This window comes from Streptomyces sp. NPDC042201, from assembly GCF_055582185.1.
Window position 1 is genome coordinate 34710 of the sequence record NZ_JBVJDS010000014.1, and the last position, 19799, is coordinate 54508.

The 19799-nt window shown below is 72.9% G+C and carries 21 protein-coding genes; 13 read left to right on the plus strand and 8 right to left on the minus strand.

Features of this window, described 5'->3' with window-relative positions:
• Positions 1–588 (plus strand): ArsR/SmtB family transcription factor, encoded by a 588-nt coding sequence (locus ACZ6MZ_RS28810; RefSeq protein ID WP_389943786.1) that lies wholly within the window; start codon positions 1–3, stop codon positions 586–588.
• A 59-nt stretch (positions 589–647) separates the two neighbouring features.
• Positions 648–1904, plus strand: a complete 1257-nt coding sequence (locus tag ACZ6MZ_RS28815) for an MFS transporter (protein WP_469355251.1) — start codon at positions 648–650, stop codon at positions 1902–1904.
• A gap of 29 nt (positions 1905–1933) precedes the next feature.
• Here the strand turns inward: ACZ6MZ_RS28815 and ACZ6MZ_RS28820 are convergent, their stop codons facing one another.
• The gene (locus tag ACZ6MZ_RS28820; protein ID WP_469355253.1) at positions 1934–2566 is read right to left on the minus strand and encodes a TIGR03085 family metal-binding protein; all 633 of its coding nucleotides are present in this window, start codon (positions 2564–2566) and stop codon (positions 1934–1936) included.
• An 85-nt stretch (positions 2567–2651) separates the two neighbouring features.
• Here ACZ6MZ_RS28820 and hisI point away from each other — a divergent pair, with 85 nt between their 5' ends.
• The 11 genes from hisI to lgt all read left to right on the plus strand — a co-directional run bounded on the left by hisI (position 2652) and on the right by lgt (position 11725).
• Positions 2652–3029 carry a phosphoribosyl-AMP cyclohydrolase gene (gene hisI / locus ACZ6MZ_RS28825; protein WP_384188069.1) on the plus strand — a complete coding sequence of 126 codons (378 nt, stop codon included), beginning with the start codon at positions 2652–2654 and terminating at the stop codon, positions 3027–3029.
• Positions 3030–3052: 23 nt separating this feature from the next.
• Positions 3053–4555, plus strand: a complete 1503-nt coding sequence (locus ACZ6MZ_RS28830; RefSeq protein WP_389786785.1) for an anthranilate synthase component I — start codon at positions 3053–3055, stop codon at positions 4553–4555.
• Between the two features lie 71 nt (positions 4556–4626).
• The gene (locus ACZ6MZ_RS28835; protein WP_389786786.1) at positions 4627–5367 is read left to right on the plus strand and encodes a TIGR02234 family membrane protein; all 741 of its coding nucleotides are present in this window, start codon (positions 4627–4629) and stop codon (positions 5365–5367) included.
• A gap of 136 nt (positions 5368–5503) precedes the next feature.
• Positions 5504–5812, plus strand: coding sequence for an HGxxPAAW family protein (locus tag ACZ6MZ_RS28840; protein ID WP_389786913.1), 309 nt, complete (start codon positions 5504–5506; stop codon positions 5810–5812).
• Positions 5813–5911: 99 nt separating this feature from the next.
• On the plus strand, positions 5912–6358 hold the full coding sequence (locus ACZ6MZ_RS28845; RefSeq protein ID WP_384188127.1) for a DUF2752 domain-containing protein: 447 nt from the start codon (positions 5912–5914) through the stop codon (positions 6356–6358).
• 184 nt (positions 6359–6542) lie between these two features.
• The gene (trpC, locus tag ACZ6MZ_RS28850; RefSeq protein WP_384188063.1) at positions 6543–7352 is read left to right on the plus strand and encodes an indole-3-glycerol phosphate synthase TrpC; all 810 of its coding nucleotides are present in this window, start codon (positions 6543–6545) and stop codon (positions 7350–7352) included.
• Positions 7353–7392: 40 nt separating this feature from the next.
• A complete protein-coding gene (trpM, locus tag ACZ6MZ_RS28855; RefSeq protein ID WP_384188125.1) occupies positions 7393–7590 on the plus strand; it encodes a tryptophan biosynthesis modulator TrpM in 198 nt (65 codons plus the stop codon).
• Positions 7591–7719: 129 nt separating this feature from the next.
• Complete coding sequence (gene trpB, locus ACZ6MZ_RS28860) at positions 7720–8958, plus strand: tryptophan synthase subunit beta (protein WP_469355256.1); 1239 nt, start codon at positions 7720–7722, stop codon at positions 8956–8958.
• Positions 8955–9767 (plus strand): tryptophan synthase subunit alpha, encoded by an 813-nt coding sequence (gene trpA / locus ACZ6MZ_RS28865; protein ID WP_384331473.1) that lies wholly within the window; start codon positions 8955–8957, stop codon positions 9765–9767. The genes trpB and trpA overlap by 4 nt, the downstream gene beginning before the upstream one ends.
• A 92-nt stretch (positions 9768–9859) precedes the next feature.
• Positions 9860–10702: a DsbA family protein gene (locus tag ACZ6MZ_RS28870; RefSeq protein ID WP_384188055.1), complete on the plus strand. Its 843-nt coding sequence runs from the start codon at positions 9860–9862 to the stop codon at positions 10700–10702.
• 69 nt (positions 10703–10771) lie between these two features.
• Positions 10772–11725, plus strand: a complete 954-nt coding sequence (gene lgt, locus ACZ6MZ_RS28875; protein WP_389786795.1) for a prolipoprotein diacylglyceryl transferase — start codon at positions 10772–10774, stop codon at positions 11723–11725.
• A gap of 93 nt (positions 11726–11818) precedes the next feature.
• On the opposite strand, the gene ACZ6MZ_RS28880 is transcribed toward lgt, so the two are convergent.
• From ACZ6MZ_RS28880 to ACZ6MZ_RS28910, 7 genes are read right to left on the minus strand one after another with little or no spacing between them, the layout of a single operon-like run.
• Entirely contained in the window at positions 11819–12559 is a 741-nt protein-coding gene (locus ACZ6MZ_RS28880; RefSeq protein WP_469355408.1) for an HpcH/HpaI aldolase/citrate lyase family protein, read from the minus strand.
• A 47-nt stretch (positions 12560–12606) separates the two neighbouring features.
• Positions 12607–13872 carry a CaiB/BaiF CoA transferase family protein gene (locus ACZ6MZ_RS28885; protein ID WP_469355258.1) on the minus strand — a complete coding sequence of 422 codons (1266 nt, stop codon included), beginning with the start codon at positions 13870–13872 and terminating at the stop codon, positions 12607–12609.
• On the minus strand, positions 13869–14753 hold the full coding sequence (gene rbsK / locus ACZ6MZ_RS28890; RefSeq protein WP_389786799.1) for a ribokinase: 885 nt from the start codon (positions 14751–14753) through the stop codon (positions 13869–13871). The genes ACZ6MZ_RS28885 and rbsK overlap by 4 nt, the downstream gene beginning before the upstream one ends.
• Positions 14750–16231: an ADP-ribosylglycohydrolase family protein gene (locus ACZ6MZ_RS28895; protein WP_469355260.1), complete on the minus strand. Its 1482-nt coding sequence runs from the start codon at positions 16229–16231 to the stop codon at positions 14750–14752. The genes rbsK and ACZ6MZ_RS28895 overlap by 4 nt, the downstream gene beginning before the upstream one ends.
• Positions 16228–17424 (minus strand): ADP-ribosylglycohydrolase family protein, encoded by a 1197-nt coding sequence (locus tag ACZ6MZ_RS28900; RefSeq protein WP_469355262.1) that lies wholly within the window; start codon positions 17422–17424, stop codon positions 16228–16230. Before ACZ6MZ_RS28900 ends, ACZ6MZ_RS28895 begins: the two co-directional genes overlap by 4 nt.
• Positions 17354–18649 carry an ADP-ribosylglycohydrolase family protein gene (locus tag ACZ6MZ_RS28905; RefSeq protein ID WP_469355264.1) on the minus strand — a complete coding sequence of 432 codons (1296 nt, stop codon included), beginning with the start codon at positions 18647–18649 and terminating at the stop codon, positions 17354–17356. The genes ACZ6MZ_RS28900 and ACZ6MZ_RS28905 overlap by 71 nt, the downstream gene beginning before the upstream one ends.
• On the minus strand, positions 18646–19671 hold the full coding sequence (locus tag ACZ6MZ_RS28910) for an ADP-ribosylglycohydrolase family protein (RefSeq protein ID WP_386877817.1): 1026 nt from the start codon (positions 19669–19671) through the stop codon (positions 18646–18648). The genes ACZ6MZ_RS28905 and ACZ6MZ_RS28910 overlap by 4 nt, the downstream gene beginning before the upstream one ends.
• Positions 19672–19799 lie beyond the last annotated feature (128 nt).

Consider the following 19799-nt stretch of genomic DNA (forward strand, 5'->3'; position numbering starts at 1 on the left):
ATGGCAGACACGGACCCCCGCAGGATCACGGATCTCGACACCCTCAAGGCGTTCGGTCATCCGCTGCGCATGAAGCTCTACCGGGCGCTCTACATCGCGCGTTCGGCCACCGCCTCGCAACTCGCCGACCAGGTGGACGAGGCGGTGTCGCTGGTCAGCTACCACCTGCGCAAGCTCGCCGATCACGGGCTGATCGAGGAGGCCGAGCAACAGGGCACGGACGGCAGGGAGCGATGGTGGAGGACCGCCTCGCAGGGGCTGAGCTTCCATGACGAGGACTTCACCGACGCCCCGGAGAAGGCCGCCACCCACGCCGCCGTCGGCCGCATGTCCTTCGAGCAGCGCTCCGATCTCTACCGCGGCTATCTCGACACGCAGGGCGCCTGGGACGCGGACTGGCGCCGCGCCGCCTTCAGCAGCGAATACCTGGCCCCGCTCACCGCTGGGGAACTCGCCGCGCTCAGCCACGAGATGCACGAGCTGGTCAAGAAGTACGAGGCGGCGGGCCGGGCCGCCGAGGACGCGGGCGACACGGCGGGACGCGAGAACGTCGCGCTGCACCTGTACGCGTTCCCGTTCCGCACCTGAGCCCCGATCCCCGAGCCCAAAGACCTCCGCGTCCCGAGCCCCGAGAGGATCACACCGTCGTGAGCGCGACCGTCATACCCACGCCCGCCGCACCGGTTTCTCCGCGCCCCGCCCACCGTGACGGCAACGTCCTGCGCTGGCTCGGCGCCTACACCGCCTCCATGGTCGGCGACAGCGTCTACTACATGGCGTTGTCCTGGGCCGCGACCCGTACCGGCAGCCCCGCACAGGCCGGACTGGTGCTCGCCGTCGGTTCCGTACCGCGCGCCGTGCTGATGCTCGGCGGGGGAGTGCTCGCCGACCGGTTCGGCCCGCGCCGGGTTGTCATCGGCAGCGACACCGCGCGCTGCGTCTTCATCCTGGGGATGGCGGCCGCGCTGCTGTTCACCACCCCCACCCTCTGGCTGCTGGTCACGGTCGCGCTGGTCTTCGGCGCCGTGGACGCGCTCTTCCTGCCCGCCGTCGGCGCCCTGCCGCCCCGGATCACCGCACCCGGCCAGCTGGCGCGCGTCCAGGGGATGCGCGGACTCGCGGCGCGCGTCGCCGGCGTCACCGGGGCGCCGCTCGGCGGACTCGCGGTGGCGCTCGGCGGCTCGGTGACCGCCTTCGCCGTGGCCGGGGCGCTGTTCGCGGTGTCGATCCCCCTGCTTCTCTCGGTACGGATCGCCCCACAGCCCGCCAAAGCCTCGGGTGATGGCGCGCCGGACACCGCCTGGAGCGAACTGGTCGACGGGCTGCGCTACATCCGCCGCCATCGCGTGCTCGGCCCGCTCGTGCTGGTCGTCGCCGTCGGCGAACTGGGCTTCGTCGGCCCGCTCAACATCGGGCTGACCCTGCTCGTCCAGGAGCGCGGCTGGGGCGCCGACGGCATGGGCTGGATCGTTGCGGCGTTCGGGGTCGGCGCGGGCGTCAGCGCACTGGCGCTGACGGTACGGGGACGGGTGCCGCGCGCCGGACTCGTCCAGACCGCCGGGCTGGCCGCCGGATCCGTCGCGGTCGCCTGCCTCGGGTTCGCGCCCTCGATCGCCCTGGCCGTCGTCGCGGGCGTCTTCATCGGGCTGCTGGCAGGGCTGAGCGGCGCGCTGACCGGAGCCCTCCTCCAGACGGCGGCCGACCCGGAGTACCTGGGCCGGGTCACCTCCGTCGCCACCCTCTTCTCGCTGGGCATCGCGCCGCTCAGCTACCCGCTCACCGGCGCGGCGGTCGGGCTGTGGGGAACCGGTCCCGTCTTTGCCGTCAGCGCGGCGGTGTGCGTCACGGGCGGCCTGCTCGGCTTCGCCTCCAAGGCCCTCCGCCGCGCCGAACTACCGGGCTGACGCTCGGAGCCGTACCGCCGTACCACTCCCTAGATGCCGAGCTTGGCCTCCTGCAGCCGCTCGATCGCGTCCTTGTCGCCCTCCAGCTGCACATCCGCCGCGCCCTGCCGTCCGAACGCGAAGAGCACCAGCTCGCCCGGCTCACCGGTGACCGTCACCACCGGCGTGCCGCGGTGGGCCACGCTCGTCTGGCCGTTCGGGCGGCGCAGCACCAGACCCACCGGGGACTTCCGGCCCAGCAGCCGGCCGCCCTTCTCCAGCCGCGACCACAGTGTGTTCGCGAAGACGCCGTCCAGCTCCCGCGGCGTCCAGTCGGGCTGCGCCCGCCGGACATCCTCGGCGTGGACATAGAACTCGACGCTGTTCGCCGCCTCGTCGATCTGCTTGATGCCGTACGGGGACAGCCGCGGCGGTCCCGTACGGATCAGCTGGACCAGCTCCTCGTACGGCTTCGTGAGATATTCGCGCTGGACCCGCTCCAGACGGTTCCTGAGCGCGGCGAGCACCGTCCCGCCCGCCGCGTCGGGGCGGCGCTCGCGCACCACCACATGGGCCGCGAGGTCCCGGGTCAGCCAGCCGTCGCACAGCGTCGGTGCGTCGGGGCCCGTCGCCTCCAACAGGTCGGCGAGCAGAAGTCGTTCACGCTTTGCATGGGTCGACATGTCCGCAAGCCTACGGTGGCCCCGCCCCGTCCGCCCAGTGGACGTCCGTCCCACCCCGCCGTCCGGGCGCGGCACAATGGGCCGTATGACAGGCACGACCCCGGCCCCGGGCCCGACCGGCGGACTCGACCCCGCCCTCGCCGGCCGCCTCAAGCGCAGCGCGGACGGACTCCTCCCCGCCATCGCCCAGCAGTACGACACCGGTGAGGTGCTCATGCTCGGCTGGATGGATGACGAGGCCCTGCACCGCACCCTGACCACCGGCCGCTGCACCTACTGGTCCCGCAGCAGGCAGGAGTACTGGGTCAAGGGCGACACCTCGGGCCATGTCCAGCACGTCAAGTCCGTCGCGCTGGACTGTGACGCCGACACCGTTCTGGTCCAGGTCGACCAGGTGGGCGCCGCCTGTCACACCGGCGCGCGCACCTGCTTCGACGCCGACGTCCTGCCGCTCGGGCAGTGAACCGGACAGTAGGGTCAGCGGCCATGGATCTCGACACCTTCCGCAAGCTGGCGGTGGACCGCCGCGTCATCCCCGTCAGCCGACGGCTCCTCGCGGACGGCGACACCCCGGTCGGCCTGTACCGCAAGCTCGCCGCCGAGCGCCCCGGCACCTTCCTGCTGGAGTCCGCGGAGAACGGCCGCTCCTGGTCCCGTTACTCCTTCATCGGCGTACGGTCCGCCGCCACGCTCACCGAGCGCGACGGCAGCACCCACTGGCTCGGCACCCCGCCCGTCGGCGTCCCCGTCGACGGCGACCCGCTGGCCGCGCTGCGCGCCACCGTGGAGACCCTGCACACCCCCCGCGACCTCGCCTCCGGCATGCCGCCCTTCACCGGCGGCATGGTCGGCTATCTCGGGTACGACATCGTCCGCCGCCTGGAGAAGATCGGCGAGCACGCCCGCGACGATCTGCGCATCCCCGAGCTGACCATGCTGCTCACCTCGGACCTCGCCGTGCTCGACCACTGGGACGGCACGGTCCTGCTGATCGCCAACGCGATCAACCACAACGACCTCGACACCGGCGTGGACGAGGCGTACGCGGACGCGGTCGCCCGCCTCGACGCCATGGCCGCCGACCTCGCCGAGCCGGTGCGCTCGGCGCCCACCGCGCTGCCCGCCTCCGAACTGCCCGAGTACACCGCGCTCTGGGGCGGCGCCGACTACCAGGCCGCCGTCGACGACATCAAGGAGCGGATCAGGGCCGGCGAGGCCTTCCAGGTCGTCCCCTCCCAGCGCTTCGAGACGCCGTGCACCGCGAGCGCGCTCGATGTCTACCGGGTGCTCCGGGCCACCAACCCGAGCCCGTACATGTATCTCTTCCGCTTCCCCTGCGAGGACGGCGGCGCCTTCGACGTCGTCGGCTCCAGCCCCGAGGCACTGGTGAAGGTCGAGGACGGCCACGCGATGGTCCACCCCATCGCCGGCACCCGGCCGCGCGGCGCGACCCCGCAGGAGGACCAGGCCCTCGCGGACGAACTGCTCGCCGACCCCAAGGAGCGCGCCGAGCATCTGATGCTCGTCGATCTCGGCCGCAACGACCTGGGCCGGGTCTGCCGGCCCGGCAGCGTCGAGGTCGTCGACTTCATGTCGGTCGAGCGGTACTCCCACGTCATGCACATCGTCTCGACCGTCACCGGACGGGTCGCGGACGGCCGCAGCGCCTTCGACGTCCTGACCGCCTGCTTCCCCGCGGGCACCCTCTCCGGGGCGCCCAAGCCGCGCGCCATGCAGATCATCGACGAGCTGGAGCCCACGCGGCGCGGACTGTACGGCGGCTGTGTCGGCTATCTCGACTTCGCCGGGGACTCCGACACCGCCATCGCCATCCGCACCGCCCTGCTCCGGAACGGCACGGCGTACGTCCAGGCGGGAGCGGGCGTCGTCGCCGACTCCGACCCGGTCTCCGAGGACACCGAGTGCCGCAACAAGGCGGCCGCGGTGCTCCGTGCCGTACACACGGCGAACCGGCTGAACGGGGCGTAGAGCGGTAACGACCTGGTGCGCGATAGGCGTCGGGGGCCCACCGCCTATCGCGCACCAGGTCGTAAGGGATAGTGGGGTGCGTGAGTGCCGTACCCGTACCCCAGCCCCGTACCGCCGCCCCGTCGGACACCGCCCCCTCGGCCGCCACGCCGTCGGACGCCACCCCGGCCGCCGCCGCGAGCGGCCGCCGCGCTCTCGCCGCGGCTCTGTTCCTCGGCGCCGTCGGCGCCGCCGTGGTGCTGATCGCCTCGGGCCAGATCTGGGCCGAGGGCACCGCTGCCGTCGGCGGCGGCTCCGTACCCCTCGACGCCGACGGCCGTGATGTCACCGGCGTTCCCGCCGCCCTCGCCGTCGTCGGCCTCGCGGCGCTCGTCGCCGTCTTCGCCGTCCGCGGCGCCGGCCGGCTGCTGGTCTCCGCGCTGCTCGCGCTGAGCGGCGCGGGCGCGGCCGCCGCCGCGTTCCTCGGCGCCTCGGACCGCTCGGCCCTGGACGAGCTGGCCGCGCGGACGACCGGCGACACCGCCGCCACCGTCGACGCGCTGTCGCACACCGCGTGGCCGTATCTGACCGGCGCGGGCGGTGTACTGATCCTGCTCGCGGGGCTGCTGGCCCTGGGATACGGCAGGCGCTGGCCCGCCATGTCCGGCCGTTACGACCGTCCCGGCGGCGCCGTGGCGGGCGGTTCCGCCGCCCCCGACGGGAGCGGCGCGGGCGCCCGTGCCGCCCGCCGGACGCCGGTCGTGGACCCCGACCGTCCCGAGGACCTGTGGAAGGCCCTGGACCGTGGCGAGGACCCGACACGCGAGAGCTGACAGCCGGCCGGGCCGTATGGGGTGGGTCACATGTGGCGGACCCGACCAGCCCCCCGGCGCTGTTCGGGCAGGGCATGCGGGACAATGTTCGGTGAGCGTCCGACTCACACAGCGCATCAGCAACGAGGAGCAACTCATGGCGGGCAGCAGCCACGGACACACCCCGGCGGCCTGGACCGGTGTCACCATCTCCTTCATCGGCTTCTGCATCTCGGGAGTCTTCATGGTGGCCGCGAACCAGCTCGGCTTCTGGGCCGGCCTCGTGGTCGTTCTGCTCGGTGGTGTCGTCGGTCTGGGGATGAAGGCCGCCGGCCTCGGCATGCCCAAGGAGTCCACGGAGCTGGCGCAGGCCAGGGCCCAGGTAGGACAGTCGCAGTCCGCCGAGGCGCAGGCTCCGGCCGAGACCCAGACCCAGGAGAAGGCTCCGGCAGCGCAGACTGTCTGACCGGCCGGGCTCCGCCCCAGACGCAGTCCGGCGAGACCGGGCTGCGTCTTTCTGGCTGCGTCTTTCCGTATGGGCAGCGACAATCACCGGGTGGATGCCATGCCGAGGCCCTCCGGGCCAGTCCCCGCCGGCCCCGCGCGGCCGGCGGCTTCGTTCGTGCGCCGGCTTCTTCCGCCGCTCGCCACCCTCGCCGGGGTCGCCGCCGCCTTCACCTACGTGGGCCTCGTCGACCCGAATGAAACCGGCCACTATCCGGTCTGTCCGCTCTACGCCATCACCGGTGTCTACTGCCCGGGCTGCGGCGGTCTGCGCAGCGCGCACGCCGTCGCGCACGGCGATCTGGCCGCCGCCCTCGGCGACAACGCGCTGGCCGTCGCCGGCTACGCGCTCTTCGCCGTCGTCTGGGTGGTCTGGGTGGCACGGGCCAGGAAAGGGCTCCCCCTGCGGATCACCCTCCCGCCCGTCGCGTGGTGGGCGCTCGGCGGGGTGGCCCTGATCTTCAGCGTGGTCAGAAACCTGCCCTTCGGCTCGTCGCTTGCCCCGTGAAGGACCAGGGAGTGGGATGCTCGGCCCACCGGATGCGGGTCCTTCGGCCACTTCCGGCTAGCATCAATATGGCTGATCCTGCACCAACGGCTGACTTGATCATCACCCGTACCTGATTCGCATGCGTGTCCGCACCGGACGCGGCCGCGCATCGACATCACCGTCCCGGAAGGGGGCCGCTCGCGTGAGTGTGCTCGACGAGATCATCGAAGGCGTCCGCGCCGACCTCGCAGAGCGGCAGGCGCGCGTCGGCCTTGACGAGCTCAAGGAGCGCGCGGCCAGGGCGCCCCAGGCCAAGGACGCCCTCGCCGCGCTGCGCGGCGAAGGCGTGCAGGTGATCTGCGAGGTCAAGCGCTCCAGCCCGTCGAAGGGCGCGCTCGCCGCCATCGCCGACCCGGCGGGACTCGCCGCGGACTACGAGGCGGGCGGCGCCGCCGTCATCTCCGTGCTGACCGAGCAGCGCCGCTTCGGCGGTTCGCTCGCCGATCTGGAGGCCGTACGGGCCAAGGTCGACATCCCGGTCCTGCGCAAGGACTTCATCGTCACCTCGTACCAGCTGTGGGAGGCGCGGGCCTACGGCGCCGACCTCGTGCTGCTGATCGTCTCCGCGCTGGAGCAGGCGGCGCTGGTCTCGCTCATCGAGCGGGCCGAGTCGATCGGGCTCACCCCGCTCGTCGAGGTGCACGACGAGGACGAGGTCGAGCGGGCCGTGGCGGCGGGCGCGAAGATCATCGGTGTCAACGCGCGAGACCTGAAGACCCTGAAGGTCGACCGCGGCACGTTCGAGCGGGTCGCACCCGAGATTCCGGCCGGCATCGTGAAGATCGCCGAGTCGGGGGTGCGGGGTCCGCACGACCTGATCGCGTACGCCAACGCCGGGGCCGACGCCGTGCTCGTCGGCGAGTCGCTGGTCACCGGACGCGACCCGAAGGGCGCCGTGGCCGATCTCGTCGCCGCGGGAGCCCACCCGGCGCTGCGGCACGGGAGGGACTGACCTCACCGTGGCCCCTGTCGCCGAAGTCCGTACGCCGGGTATCCGGCCGAGCCTGCGCTCGGCCGGTGCGTCGGCGTGCGTGCCGCACGCGCCGCTGGCGCGCGGGTGCCGCCCGCGCGGCTGCCGGGCGCCGGCGCGACGGGTGCACGGACGGCGGGTCCGGTATGTGATCGGGGACGAACCCGGTCAGGTCAACGGGATGCGATGGCGCGGGCGGCCGCGCTGTGAAATGAGCTGAGCCGATCCCGCGTGGGGTGCCGGTGCCGTGCGTTCGACGTGCGGTGCCACGCCTCCGTGGTCGCGTGCGCGGCTGACTCGCTCATGGCGCATACGGTGATCCAACCCGTTGCTTCTGAGGAGTTCTGGCATGTCCAGCGAGTTTTTCATTCCCGATCCCGAGGGTCGTGTTCCCAACGCTGAGGGGTACTTCGGCGCCTTCGGCGGCACCTTCATTCCCGAGGCGCTCGTCGCCGCCGTCGACGAGGTCGCCGTCGAGTACGAGAAGGCGAAGGGCGATCCCGCGTTCGCCGCCGAGCTGAACGACCTCATGGTCAACTACACCGGCCGGCCCAGCGCGCTGACCGATGTCCCGCGCTTCGCCGAGCACGCCGGGGGCGCCCGGGTGTTCCTCAAGCGGGAAGACCTGAACCACACCGGGTCGCACAAGATTAACAATGTGCTGGGCCAGGCATTGCTGACGAAGCGGATGAGCAAGACCCGGGTCATCGCGGAGACCGGCGCCGGTCAGCACGGCGTCGCCACCGCGACCGCCTGCGCGCTGTTCGGGCTCGAATGCACCATCTACATGGGCGAGATCGACACCGAGCGCCAGGCCCTGAACGTGGCCCGGATGCGGATGCTCGGCGCCCAGGTCGTCCCCGTCACCTCCGGCAGCCGGACGCTGAAGGACGCGATCAACGAGGCGTTCCGTGACTGGGTCGCCAATGTGGACCGTACGCACTATCTGTTCGGCACCGTCGCGGGGCCGCACCCCTTCCCCGCGATGGTGCGGGACTTCCACCGGGTCATCGGCGTCGAGGCCAGGCGGCAGATCCTGGAGCGGGCCGGGCGGCTGCCCGACGCCGCCGTGGCGTGTGTGGGGGGCGGGTCCAACGCGATCGGGCTCTTCCACGCGTTCATCCCCGACGCGGGCGTACGGCTGGTGGGCTGCGAGCCCGCCGGGCACGGCATCGAGAGCGGTGAGCACGCCGCCACGCTGACCGCGGGCGAGCCCGGGATCCTGCACGGCTCCCGTTCGTACGTGCTACAGGACGAGGAGGGCCAGATCACCGAGCCGTACTCGATCTCGGCCGGGCTCGACTACCCCGGCATCGGCCCCGAGCACGCGTATCTCAAGGACAGCGGGCGGGGTGAGTACCGGGCGGTCACCGACGACGACGCGATGCGGGCGCTGCTGCTGCTGTCGCGTACGGAGGGCATCATCCCGGCGATCGAGAGCGCGCACGCGCTGGCCGGTGCGCTGGAGCTGGGGCGGGAGCTCGGGAAGGACGGGCTGATCGTCATCAATCTCTCCGGGCGCGGCGACAAGGACATGGACACGGCCGCCCGCTACTTCGGGCTGTACGACGGCGAGGGCACGAAGTGAGCGGGAACATCCAGCTGCTGAGCGACACGCTCGCGGCCGCGAAGTCCGAGAACCGGGCCGCGCTGATCGCCTATCTGCCGGCCGGTTTCCCGACCGTGGACGGGGGGATCGAGGCGGTGAAGGCCGCCTTCGACGGCGGCGCCGATGTGGTCGAGGTCGGGCTGCCGCACAGCGACCCGGTGCTCGACGGGCCGGTCATCCAGACCGCCGACGACATCGCGCTGCGGGGCGGTGTGAAGATCGCCGATGTGATGCGTACGGTCCGTGAGGCGTACGAGGCGACCGGCAAGCCGGTGCTGGTGATGACGTACTGGAACCCGATCGACCGGTACGGCATCGAGCGGTTCACCACCGAGCTGGCCGAGGCGGGCGGCGCCGGGTGCATCCTGCCCGACCTGCCCGTGCAGGAGTCCGCGGTGTGGCGCGAGCACGCCGAGAAGCACGGCCTCGCGACGGTCTTCGTGGTCGCGCCGAGCAGCAAGGACGAGCGGCTGGCGAAGATCACGGCGGTGGGCAGCGGCTTTGTGTACGCCGCCTCGCTGATGGGCGTCACGGGCACGCGCGTGTCGGTCGGCGCGCAGGCTCAGGACCTGGTGCGCCGTACCCGTGCGACCACCGCGATGCCGGTCTGTGTCGGGCTCGGCGTCTCCAACGCCGAGCAGGCGGCGGAGGTCGCGGGCTTCGCGGACGGGGTGATCGTCGGCTCGGCCTTCGTGAAGCGGATGCTGGACGCGCCCGACGAGGCCGCCGGGCTGGTGGCCGTGCGTGAGCTGGCGGGCGAGCTGGCGGAGGGCGTTCGCAAGCGCTGACGTTCGCAAGCGCTGACGGGTGATCTCACCCGTACGGGTGGAACTGGGACCGGGGAGGTGCGTACGTGCCTCCCCGGTTCGTTGCTGAGGGCGTGAGCGAGAAGAACCGTGAGGCAAAGCGGAGCGCGAGAGAGCGGCTCCAGCAGGAACGTGAAACGCACAGGACACGGGAGAAGCGCAGGCGCGCGCTGATCGTGTCCGCGGCGGTGGTCGGAGTGCTCGGCCTCGCCGCGGTGATCGGACTGATCGCCGCGAACACCGGCAAGGACAAGACCAGCGTCGCGGCAGGACCGGTGGCCGCGCCCTCGGGTGCGAACGGCAAGGACGAGCTGGCGATCCCGGTGGGGGCGACGGACGCGCCGTCGACGCTCACGGTGTGGGAGGACTTCCGCTGCCCGGCCTGTGCCCAGTTCGAGAACGGCTTCCGTGACACGATCCACCGGCTGGAGAAGGCGGGACAGCTCAAGGTCGAGTACCACCTCGCCACGATCATCGACGGCAACATGGGCGGCAGCGGCTCGCTGCGCGCCGCCAATGCCGCGGCCTGCGCCCAGGATGCCGGCCACTTCTCCGCGTACCACGACGTGCTGTACCAGAACCAGCCGCCGGAGGCGGACGACGCCTTCGCCAAGGAGAGCCATCTGCTGGAGCTGGCGGGCAAGGTCGACGGACTGGAGTCGGCGCCCGGTTTCCGCGAGTGCGTGGACGGCGGGCACCACGACGAGTGGGTGAAGAAGTCCGCCGAGGCCTTCCAGAAGGGCTCCTTCAGCGGGACGCCGACCATCCTGCTCAACGGCGAGTCGGTCTTCCCGAAGAAGGGCACCGAGAACATCACTCCCGACAATCTGAAGAAGTGGGTCACGGAGGCCAATAAGGGCAAGAAGCCGGGCACCGCCACGCCCTCGGTCCCGCCCGGGGCGACGCCTCAGGCCTGAGCTCGTTATCCAGAAGTTGCCGGGCGGGACGCCGTACGTCCCGCCCGGCCATGTAGCGTCGGTGCTGCCATGGAACTTGCCTACATTCCCAGCCCGTCGACCGGAGTGCTCCATCTCGGACCACTTCCGCTGCGCGGCTACGCGTTCTGCATCATCATCGGTGTCTTCGTCGGCGTCTGGTACGGCGGCAAGCGCTGGGTCGCCCGGGGCGGCAAAGCCGGCACCGTGGCCGACGTCGCCGTCTGGGCGGTGCCCTTCGGCCTGGTCGGCGGGCGGCTCTACCATGTGATCACCGACTACCAGCTGTACTTCAGCGACGGTGAGGACTGGGTCGACGCCTTCAAGATCTGGGAGGGCGGCCTCGGTATCTGGGGCGCCATCGCGTTCGGCGCGGTCGGTGCCTGGATCGGCTGCCGGCGCCGCGGCATCCCGCTCCCGGCGTACGCCGACGCCATCGCGCCCGGCATCGTCATCGCCCAGGCCATTGGCCGCTGGGGCAACTGGTTCAACCAGGAGCTGTACGGCAAGCCGACCGATCTTCCCTGGGCGCTGAAGATCACCTCGGGTACGAACCGGGATCCGGGCCTCTACCACCCGACGTTCCTGTACGAGTCCCTGTGGTGCCTGGGAGTCGCCCTGCTGGTCGTCTGGGCCGACCGCCGCTTCAAGCTCGGACACGGGCGGGTCTTCGCCCTCTATGTCGCGGCGTACTGCGTGGGCCGCGCCTGGATCGAGTACATGCGGGTCGACGAGGCGCACCACATCCTGGGCGTCCGGCTGAATGTCTGGACGTCGGCGGTCGTCTTCCTGCTGGCCGTCGTCTACATGATCGTCTCGTCGCGGGTACGGCCCGGGCGCGAGGAGATCGTGGAGCCGGAGGCGGTGGAGACGCCGAAGGACGCGAAGACCGAGAAGGACGCGAAGAGCGAGCAGGACACGAAGGACGCGCCCGACGAGGCGGACGGCTCCGTGGAGAAGCCGGAGAAGACCGACGACGTCGCCGAGGCGGCCGAGAAGAGCTGACGGGCGCCGAGGTGCCCCCAGGGCCGCCGGACCTTCTGGGTCCGGCGGCCCTGGTGCGTCTCCAGGCATCCGCGCTCTCTTGCCGGGACGCCCCTAGCGATCCGCCAGGGACAAAGTGCGGCGGGCGGCCGCCACGATCGCCGCGTCCACGAAGCGGCCGTCCGACAGCGCGTGCGCGCCGGCGTCCCGCGCCGCCGCCTCAAGGATCTCCTCGGCCTCTCCGATCTCCCGGGGCGTGGGCAGAAAGGCCCGCTCGATGACCGGCAGCTGACGCGGGTGGATCGCCGCCCGCCCCAGCAGGCCCAGCGCGCGGCCCCTGACGCAGGACGCCGCGAGCCCGTCCAGGTCCCGGACGTCGGGAAACACCGACTGGGCCGGGGGCGCCAGGCCCGCCGCGCGGGCCGCGACCACGACCCGGCCGCGCGACCAGTCCAGGCCGGTGTCATGCCGTACCCCCAGATCGGCGCGGAGGTCCGCCTCACCCAGCGCGATGCCCCGGACCGACGGGTGCGCCGACGCGATGACATGCGCGTGTTCCACGGCGAGGGCCGATTCGAGCAGCGCGTACAGCGCGAGGTCCGGGGCGCGCGACGCGACGCGGTGGATGTCGGACGCGTGGGTGACTTTCGGCAGGCGCAGTCCCGACAGCCCCGGGAGGCCGACCAGTGAGGGGAGGTCCTGCGAGTCGGCGATCCTGACATGGACCGGGACCGGGTGGGCCGCGGCCAGGAACTCGGCGGTGGCGGCACGCGCGTACTCCTTGCGCTCGGGAGCCACCGCGTCCTCCAGATCCACGATCACCACATCCGCGCCGTAGGAGAGCGCCTTCGTCATTACCTCCGGACGGTCCCCGGGGACGTACAGCCAGGTGAGAGGGATGGTCACAGGGCGCCCTCCGAGCGGAGCGCGGCGATCTCGGGCGCGGACAGACCCAGCTCCTCCAGGATCGCGTCGGTGTCCGCGCCGTGCGGGCGTCCCGCCCAACGGATGGCGCCCGGGGTCTCGGAGAGCCGGAAGAGGACGTTCTGCATCCTGAGGGGGCCGAGCTCGGGGTCGGGGACCTCCGTGATGGTGTCCAGCGCCCGGTACTGGGGATCGTCCATGACATCGCGGATGTCGTAGACGGGCGCGATGGCCGCCTCGGCCTTCTCGAACAACGCCATGGCCTCCTCGCGGGAGTGCCGGGCGAGCCAGCCGCCGACCGCTCCGTCCAGTACGTCGGCGTGCTCGGCGCGGCCGCTGCCGGTGGTGAACCAGGGCTCCTCGATCAGCTCGGGGCGGCCGACCAGGCGCATGACGCGCTCGGCGACCGACTGGGCGGAGGTGGAGACCGCCACCCAGGAGCCGTCGGCGGTGCGGTAGGTGTTGCGCGGGGCGTTGTTGCGGGAGCGGTTGCCGGTGCGGGGCTGCACATAGCCCAGCTGGTCGTACCAGAGCGGCTGCGGGCCCAGCACGGTGAGGATCGGCTCGATGATCGCCAGGTCCACGACCTGGCCACGGCCCGTCGCGGCCCGGCCGTTGAGCGCGGTCATCACCGCGTACGCCGTGGCCAGCGCCGCGATCGAGTCGGCGAGGCCGAAGGGCGGCAGCGTCGGCGGCCCGTCCGGCTCCCCCGTGACGGCGGCGAACCCGCTCATCGCCTCCGCGAGGGTGCCGAAACCGGGGCGATGGGAGTACGGGCCGAACTGGCCGAACCCCGTCACGCGCGCGAGGACCAGCCGGGGGTTGACCGAGGAGAGTTCGTCCCAGCCCAGGCCCCATCTCTCCAGGGTGCCGGGGCGGAAGTTCTCGATGATCACATCGGCTTCGGTGGCGAGCCGCAGGAGAAGGCGGCGGCCGCCGGGGGTGGAGAGATCGAGGGTGAGGGTGCGTTTGTTGCGGCCCAGCAGCTTCCACCACAGCCCCACGCCGTCCTTGGCGGGGCCGTGTCCGCGCGACGGGTCGGGGCGGGTGGGGTGCTCGACCTTGATCACCTCGGCGCCGAAGTCGCCGAGCATCGTGGCGGCCAGCGGCCCCGCGAAGAGGGTTGCGAGATCGAGGACGCGCAGACCGGAGAGGGGCGGATCCCCCGGGGCGAGAACAGGGGCGAGAACGGGGTCGGGGTCGGAAGCAGGGTCGGAGACGGGGGCGTGGACGGGCGCGGTCATCGGGCCTCGATCTCGGTGCGGTACGGCATGGAGGTGGACGCCCCGTGGCGCTGGACGCAGAGCGCGGCGGCCGCCGAGGCCCAGGCCATCGCCCGGGGCATCGGGCGGCCCTCGCAGAGCGCGACGACGAGGGCGCCCACGTACGTGTCACCGGCGCCGGTGGTGTCCACCGCGTCGACCCGGGGCGCGGGCACGGCCACCGGCCGCGCGCCCCGGGCCGCGTACAGACTGCCCGCCGCCCCGAGCGTGATCACGACCTCCGGGACCTGCCGGAGCAGCGCCTCGGCCGCCGCGTGCGGGTCGGCGATCCCGGTGAGGGTGGCGGCCTCGTGTTCGTTGGGGACCAGGAGATCGATGACGCCGAGCAGTTCGGGCGGCAGCGGCTGGGCGGGGGACGGTGTGAGCACGGTCCGCACGGAGTGGCGGCGGGCCGCCTCCGCACCGGACAGCACGGCGCTCAGGGGCAGTTCCAGCTGAAGGAGCAGGGCCTCGGCGGTCTCGATGAGCGTCTCGTCACCGAGGCCGAGGCAGGTGACGGTGCCGTTCGCGCCGGGGACGACGACGATCGCGTTGTGGCCTTCGTCGTCGACGACGATATGGGCGGTGCCCGAGGGGCCTTCCGCCGTGCGCAGGAGATCGATGTCGACGCCGGAGGCGGTGAGCGTGTGCCGGAGCTCCTCCCCGAACCCGTCCGCGCCGACCGCGCCGATCATCGCCACGTCGCCGCCCGCGCGCGCGGCGGCGACGGCCTGGTTGGCGCCCTTGCCGCCGGGGATCGTACGGAACTCACGGCCCGTGACGGTCTCCCCGAGTTTCGGGGCGCGCGCGGTGTACGCGACAAGATCCATATTGGTGCTGCCGAGCACCACGATGGCGGTCATGGGCGGAGTGCCTCCCTGTGGGTCGTGCGGGTCGCGTGGCCGCTGGGGATGGTCGCTGTCCTGGTCAGTTCCGCGAGGGTGTCGAAGCCGATGTCGTCGAAACCGCCGACGGAGCTGGCGAGCCGGTTCTTGAGCGGGGCGGTCCACCGCTCGGGCAGCCTGGCCGGGTGGCCGGCCAGCAGCCCGGTGATGGAACCGGCCGTCGCGCCGTTCGAGTCGGTGTCCCAGCCGCCCGACACGGCGCGGCAGATGGAGTCGCCGAAGTCGCCGTCGGCATGGGTCAGGGCGGCGGCGAGCAGGGCGGCGTTCGGGATGGCATGGACCCAGTGGTAGTGGCCGAAGGTGGAGTGGAGCAGATCGGCGACGGTATCGAAGCCGGCGTGGGCGCGGGCGGATTCGATACCGAAGCGGACGGCTTCGGCGAGCCGGGAATGCGGCGGTACGACGGACAGCCCGGCCCGCAGGCAGGCGTGCACGTCCGCGCTGTCGGCCGCGGCGGCGATGGTGGCCGCGATGAACATCGCGCCGTACACCCCGTTGGCCGTATGGGTGAGGGTCGCGTCCCGGTGCGCCTGCGCCGCGGCCGCCGCGGGGTCGCCGGGATGTGTCCAGCCGTGCACATCGGCGCGGATGGCCGCCCCGATCCACTCCCGGAACGGATTGTGGTGCCGGGCGGTGTACGGCGGCTCGATCCCGGCGAGCAGATTGCGGTACGCGACGCGCTCGGCCGTGAACGTACGGCCCGCGGGCAGTTCGTCCAGCCAGACGCGCGCCACCTGCGCGGTGGTGAAGTCCCTGCCGTGGCGCTGGAGGAGGAGCAGATTGAGCAGGGGGTAGTTGAGGTCGTCGTCCTCCGGCATCCCGTCGATGTTCTCGGCGAGCGAGGTCGGCGCGGACCGCCGGTTCCAGGGGTACGCGGCGGCGAGGTCCGCCGACAGCCCCTCGGCGGTGAACCAGGTGTGCAGCGGCCAGTTGCCGGTGGCGCGGGCGAGGGCCCGGATGCCGTGCAGGGGCAGCTTCTCGACGGGCTTGCCCAGCAGACAGCCGACGGCCCGGCCCAGCCACGCCGCGTGCAGCTGGAGGACGGTGAGGGCGGGGCGTACGTCTCTCGGTCCGGCGGCGGGGGTGCTTGCGGCAGCGGGGTCGTTGCCGGTGCCGTCCGGGTGCGGTTCGTGCCCGCCCCGGCCGTCCGGCCACGACGGGCACGCCGCCCTGATCGCGGGCAGATCCGTCGGCTCCGCCTCCGCCGACGGCGCCGGCTGCTGCTGCAGTTCGTCGAGCAGCTGCCGGGCCAGCGCGCGCAGCCGTGCGGACGCCCGGTCCGGCGTCACGCCCGCGCGGTCCGGCGCGGGGTGGCCGCCCGCCGCGTGCCAGCGGCGGGCGATCCGTGTCGTGTCGCGGCCGTCCTCCGACGCCTGGCGCAGTTCATGGCCGATCAGGTCCTCGGGCTGGACCCAGGTGAGCCGCAGGTCGGTCATCGTGCCTCCGTCAGCCGGGCGAACGCGCCCTCGTGTGCGCGGCGCCGTTCCGTGTCGCGGCGGAAGATCTCGTACGCCACCTCTGTCAGCGCCCGCGCGGGGGCGTGCAGATCGAGCCGGCTCGCCTCGGCCACGCGCTTGGCCCAGTCGTCGGGGACCGCCCGCTCGCCGCCCAGGGCCCCCGCGAGCGCGCCGCTCATGGTGGCGATCGAGTCGCAGTCCCGGCCGTAGTTGACCGAGCCGAGCACCGTACGGCGGTAGTCGCCGGCGCCGATCAGCATCATGCCGAGCGCGATGGGGAGCTCCTCGATGGAGTGCAGCCGTGAGGGGCGGCGGGCGCCCAGGGACGGGGAGCGGTAGGCGGGGCCGACCGTGTCGAAGGGGGCGACCGCGTCGCGCAGCCCGCGCAGCGCGGACTCGGTGTCGCGGTGCCGGGCGGCGACCTCGCACACCGCCTCGATCGCCGCGCGCGTGCCGTCCTTGGCGAGGGCGAGACAGGTCTCGACGACCGTCGCGGGCGTGGCGCCCGGGAGGCAGGCCGCCGCGACCGCGGCGGCGAAGACCCCGGCCGCCTCCCTTCCGTACGAGGACTGGTGCGCGCCCGCGAGGTCGATCGCCTCGGCGTACGCGGCCGCCGGATGGGCCGCGTTGACCAGCCCCACCGGTGCCATGTACATCGCCGCACCGCAGTTGACGATGTTCCCGGTGCCCGCCTCGCGCGGGTCGACATGGCCGTAGTGAAGGCGGGTGACGATCCACTTCTCGGCCAGGAAGATCCGCTGGAGGGGCAGGGCCTCGGCCTCCAGCTCCGGGATCCAGCGGGGGGTGGAGATCAGGTCGGGTACGAGATGGTCGGCGACCGCGTACGCGTCGAGGTGGTCGCGGACGCGCTCGTACACCCGGATCAGCGCCTGCGTCATCAGGGTGTCGTCGGTGACGTGGCCGTCGCCCTTGTGGTACGGGGCGAGGGGGCGGGCCGTACGCCAGTCCTCGTGCCACGGCCCGACGATGCCGGTCACGCGGCCGCCGTGGCGTTCCACGATCTGGGCGGGGGAGTACCCCTCGACCGGGCCGCCGAGCGCGTCACCGACGGCCGCGCCGATCAGGCAGCCGGTGATCCGGTCATCGAGTGGGAGCGCTGTCGTGGGCGGGGCGGCGGCCTGAGCCGTGGGGGGAGTGCTGAGCGTCGTCATGTCGGAATTGTCCACCCGAGGCGGTCAGTTCCGTGGCTGTCAGCAGCCCGGCGAGTTCGACCAGATCGGTGCCGGCGAGCCGGGGGAGCGCACACCCCGCCAGCACGCGGCAGGCGTCCCGCCAGGCGACCGGTACGGCGTCGCCGCCGCCGAGCGCGCCGGTCAGCGCGCCGGCCAGGGCGGGCGCGGAGTCGGCGACCCTGGAGAGACAGGCGGCGGCGGGTACCGCCGCGGTGACATCGCCGCCGGCCGCGAGGGTCAGGGCGAGGGCGACCGGGACGGTCTCCGCCGCGGCGATGCCGTAGCTGTAGACATGGTCGACGATCTGATGCTCCAGCAGCGGCACGAGAGCGAAGGCACCGGCCGGTTCCCCGGCGAAGTCGCGGGCCAGTTTGAGGGCGTGGCGGGCGTTGCGGCCGATCTCCGTCGTCTCGGGGAGCTGGGCGAGGGCGGCGTCCACGGCGGCCTCGGGGTCCGCGCCGCCGAGCGCGGTGGCGACGGCCGCGGCCATGGCGCGGGCGCCGTGGACGCCGTCGCCGTCCTGGGTGTAGCGCGCGTCGAACTCGGCGAGTTCGGCCGCGGCCCACGGGTCGCCGGGGTGGACGACGGCGAGGACGACGGCCCGTACGCAGGCGGCGTCGTCGAAGTAATGGGGGTTGTCGTGGCCGGTGGCGGGCGGGCGCAGGCCGGTGGCGAGGTTGCCGAGGCCCGCGCGTACGGAGATCCGGGCCCGCAGGGGCAGCACGGCGGACTCGACCTCGGGTGCCCGCTCGGCGGCCGCGGCGATCTCGGCGGCGAGGGAGTTCCAGGCGAGATCGACGGCGGCCCGCATCCGGCGGTCGGCGCCGAGACCGTGGAAGAGATCACCGGCGGCGGTGAGCACGGACTCGGCGGTGAAGGCGGCCCATTCGGCGTCGTCGGAGGGGCCGAGCCTGAGCGGCTCGGGGGGCTGGTTGAGCGCGATGGGCACGGGGAGCGTGGTGGTCGCGTTCTGCTCGGCGAAGGTGTCCAGCTCCCGGGTGAGCCGCCGGGTCCACTCGGGCATCCGCGCGGCCCGGTGCCGGGCGGCCGGCCATCCGGCGGCGTCCCCGGAGGCCAGCCCGAGGAGGAGCCCCTCGATCCGGCGGACGGGGCCGCCACCGCCGCCGAGCAGCGGGCCGGCCGCCCCGCTCCCGGCCGGCGCGTACGCCGCCCGCCTGGTCTCGTCTTCCTGGTACGTCGTCATGACTCCGCCTGTTCGTCGTCCGGGGTGAGCAGGTCCGCGATGTCCAGGACGTGGTAGCCGCGCATCGACGGCAGACAGCTGCCCCGCACCGGGCCGATGACCGAGGCCCATTCGGGCGGGATCGCGTCCGCCCCGGACATGGCTCCGGCCAGGGCGCCCGCGACCGCCGCCGTGGTGTCCGCGTCGCGGCCCATGTTGACGGCGGTGAGCACCGACCTACGGAAGTCCCCGCGGGCCGCCGCGAAGGCTCCGAAAGCCAGTCCCACCGCCTCGGGGGCCAGATCGGTCCAGGGATAGCCGCCGATGACCACCGAGGAGCGGACCGCGCGCTCCATCGTGAGGGTGTCGGGGTACTCCCGGTGCGCGGCGACGACACCGCGGCGCAGGGTACGGGCCGTCCAGGAGTCCATCGGGACGACGGAGAGCGCGGCGGCGATCACCGAGGACGGGCCGGCGCCGGTCATCGCGGCCGCGACCCCGGCGGCCACCGCCCGGCCGCCGTAGATGCCCTCGCCCTCATGGCTGACGCGGCCGTCGACGGCGACCAGCCGGGCGGCCTCCCGGGGGCGGCCCGCCGCGAAGACGCCGAAGGGGGCCGCGCGCATCGCGAGCCCGTCGCTCCAGGCGTGCCGGTGCTGGGCCGTGATGGGCGCGGCGAGTCCGCGTCTGAGGTTCTCCAGCGTGCCGCGTTCGCTGAAGCCCGCGCCGCGGAACGGGCCCTCGTCGAGGTCCGCGATCCAGTGGTGCCAGGCCGCCTCGACATGGGCGACGGTCAGAGCCGAGCCGTGCCGGGCGAGCAGCAGTCCGGAGAAGATGGCGTACTCCGTGTCGTCCGTACCCGCCGGACTGTCGGACACGAAGCCCTCGATGCGTCCCCAGCGGCGCCGGATCTCCGAGGGCCGCATGTTCTCCGCGGGGGCGCCGAGCGCGTCGCCCACGGCCAGACCGAGCAGTGCGCCGCGCGCCCGGTCGCGGAGTACCGCGCCCGCGGCGGAGGCGGGGTCGCGTGCCGTCAACTCCATCGTGTGGCCCTTTCGCGCGAGCCGGTGGTCCCTGCATCTGTGCCACGCGGAACGCCCAGGGAGTCCGAGAAACGCCGCAGTCACCCGGGTGACCGCTCCGCCGGCCCCGGATCAGACCAGGTAAGTAC

What these genes read in the sequence shown, in the direction of transcription:
- trpB (WP_469355256.1), top strand. Translation starts at nt 7,720, where the DNA reads ATGTCCAGCGAGTTTTTCATTCCCGATCCCGAGGGTCGTGTTCCCAAC.
- ACZ6MZ_RS28845 (WP_384188127.1), top strand. Translation starts at nt 5,912, where the DNA reads ATGCCGAGGCCCTCCGGGCCAGTCCCCGCCGGCCCCGCGCGGCCGGCG.
- hisI (WP_384188069.1), top strand. Translation starts at nt 2,652, where the DNA reads ATGACAGGCACGACCCCGGCCCCGGGCCCGACCGGCGGACTCGACCCC.
- rbsK (WP_389786799.1), bottom strand. Translation starts at nt 14,753, where the DNA reads ATGACCGCCATCGTGGTGCTCGGCAGCACCAATATGGATCTTGTCGCG.
- ACZ6MZ_RS28830 (WP_389786785.1), top strand. Translation starts at nt 3,053, where the DNA reads ATGGATCTCGACACCTTCCGCAAGCTGGCGGTGGACCGCCGCGTCATC.
- ACZ6MZ_RS28820 (WP_469355253.1), bottom strand. Translation starts at nt 2,566, where the DNA reads ATGTCGACCCATGCAAAGCGTGAACGACTTCTGCTCGCCGACCTGTTG.
- ACZ6MZ_RS28840 (WP_389786913.1), top strand. Translation starts at nt 5,504, where the DNA reads ATGGCGGGCAGCAGCCACGGACACACCCCGGCGGCCTGGACCGGTGTC.
- ACZ6MZ_RS28880 (WP_469355408.1), bottom strand. Translation starts at nt 12,559, where the DNA reads ATGACGAAGGCGCTCTCCTACGGCGCGGATGTGGTGATCGTGGATCTG.
- ACZ6MZ_RS28895 (WP_469355260.1), bottom strand. Translation starts at nt 16,231, where the DNA reads ATGACCGACCTGCGGCTCACCTGGGTCCAGCCCGAGGACCTGATCGGC.
- ACZ6MZ_RS28910 (WP_386877817.1), bottom strand. Translation starts at nt 19,671, where the DNA reads ATGGAGTTGACGGCACGCGACCCCGCCTCCGCCGCGGGCGCGGTACTC.
- ACZ6MZ_RS28905 (WP_469355264.1), bottom strand. Translation starts at nt 18,649, where the DNA reads ATGACGACGTACCAGGAAGACGAGACCAGGCGGGCGGCGTACGCGCCG.
- ACZ6MZ_RS28885 (WP_469355258.1), bottom strand. Translation starts at nt 13,872, where the DNA reads ATGACCGCGCCCGTCCACGCCCCCGTCTCCGACCCTGCTTCCGACCCC.
- ACZ6MZ_RS28810 (WP_389943786.1), top strand. Translation starts at nt 1, where the DNA reads ATGGCAGACACGGACCCCCGCAGGATCACGGATCTCGACACCCTCAAG.
- ACZ6MZ_RS28900 (WP_469355262.1), bottom strand. Translation starts at nt 17,424, where the DNA reads ATGACGACGCTCAGCACTCCCCCCACGGCTCAGGCCGCCGCCCCGCCC.
- lgt (WP_389786795.1), top strand. Translation starts at nt 10,772, where the DNA reads ATGGAACTTGCCTACATTCCCAGCCCGTCGACCGGAGTGCTCCATCTC.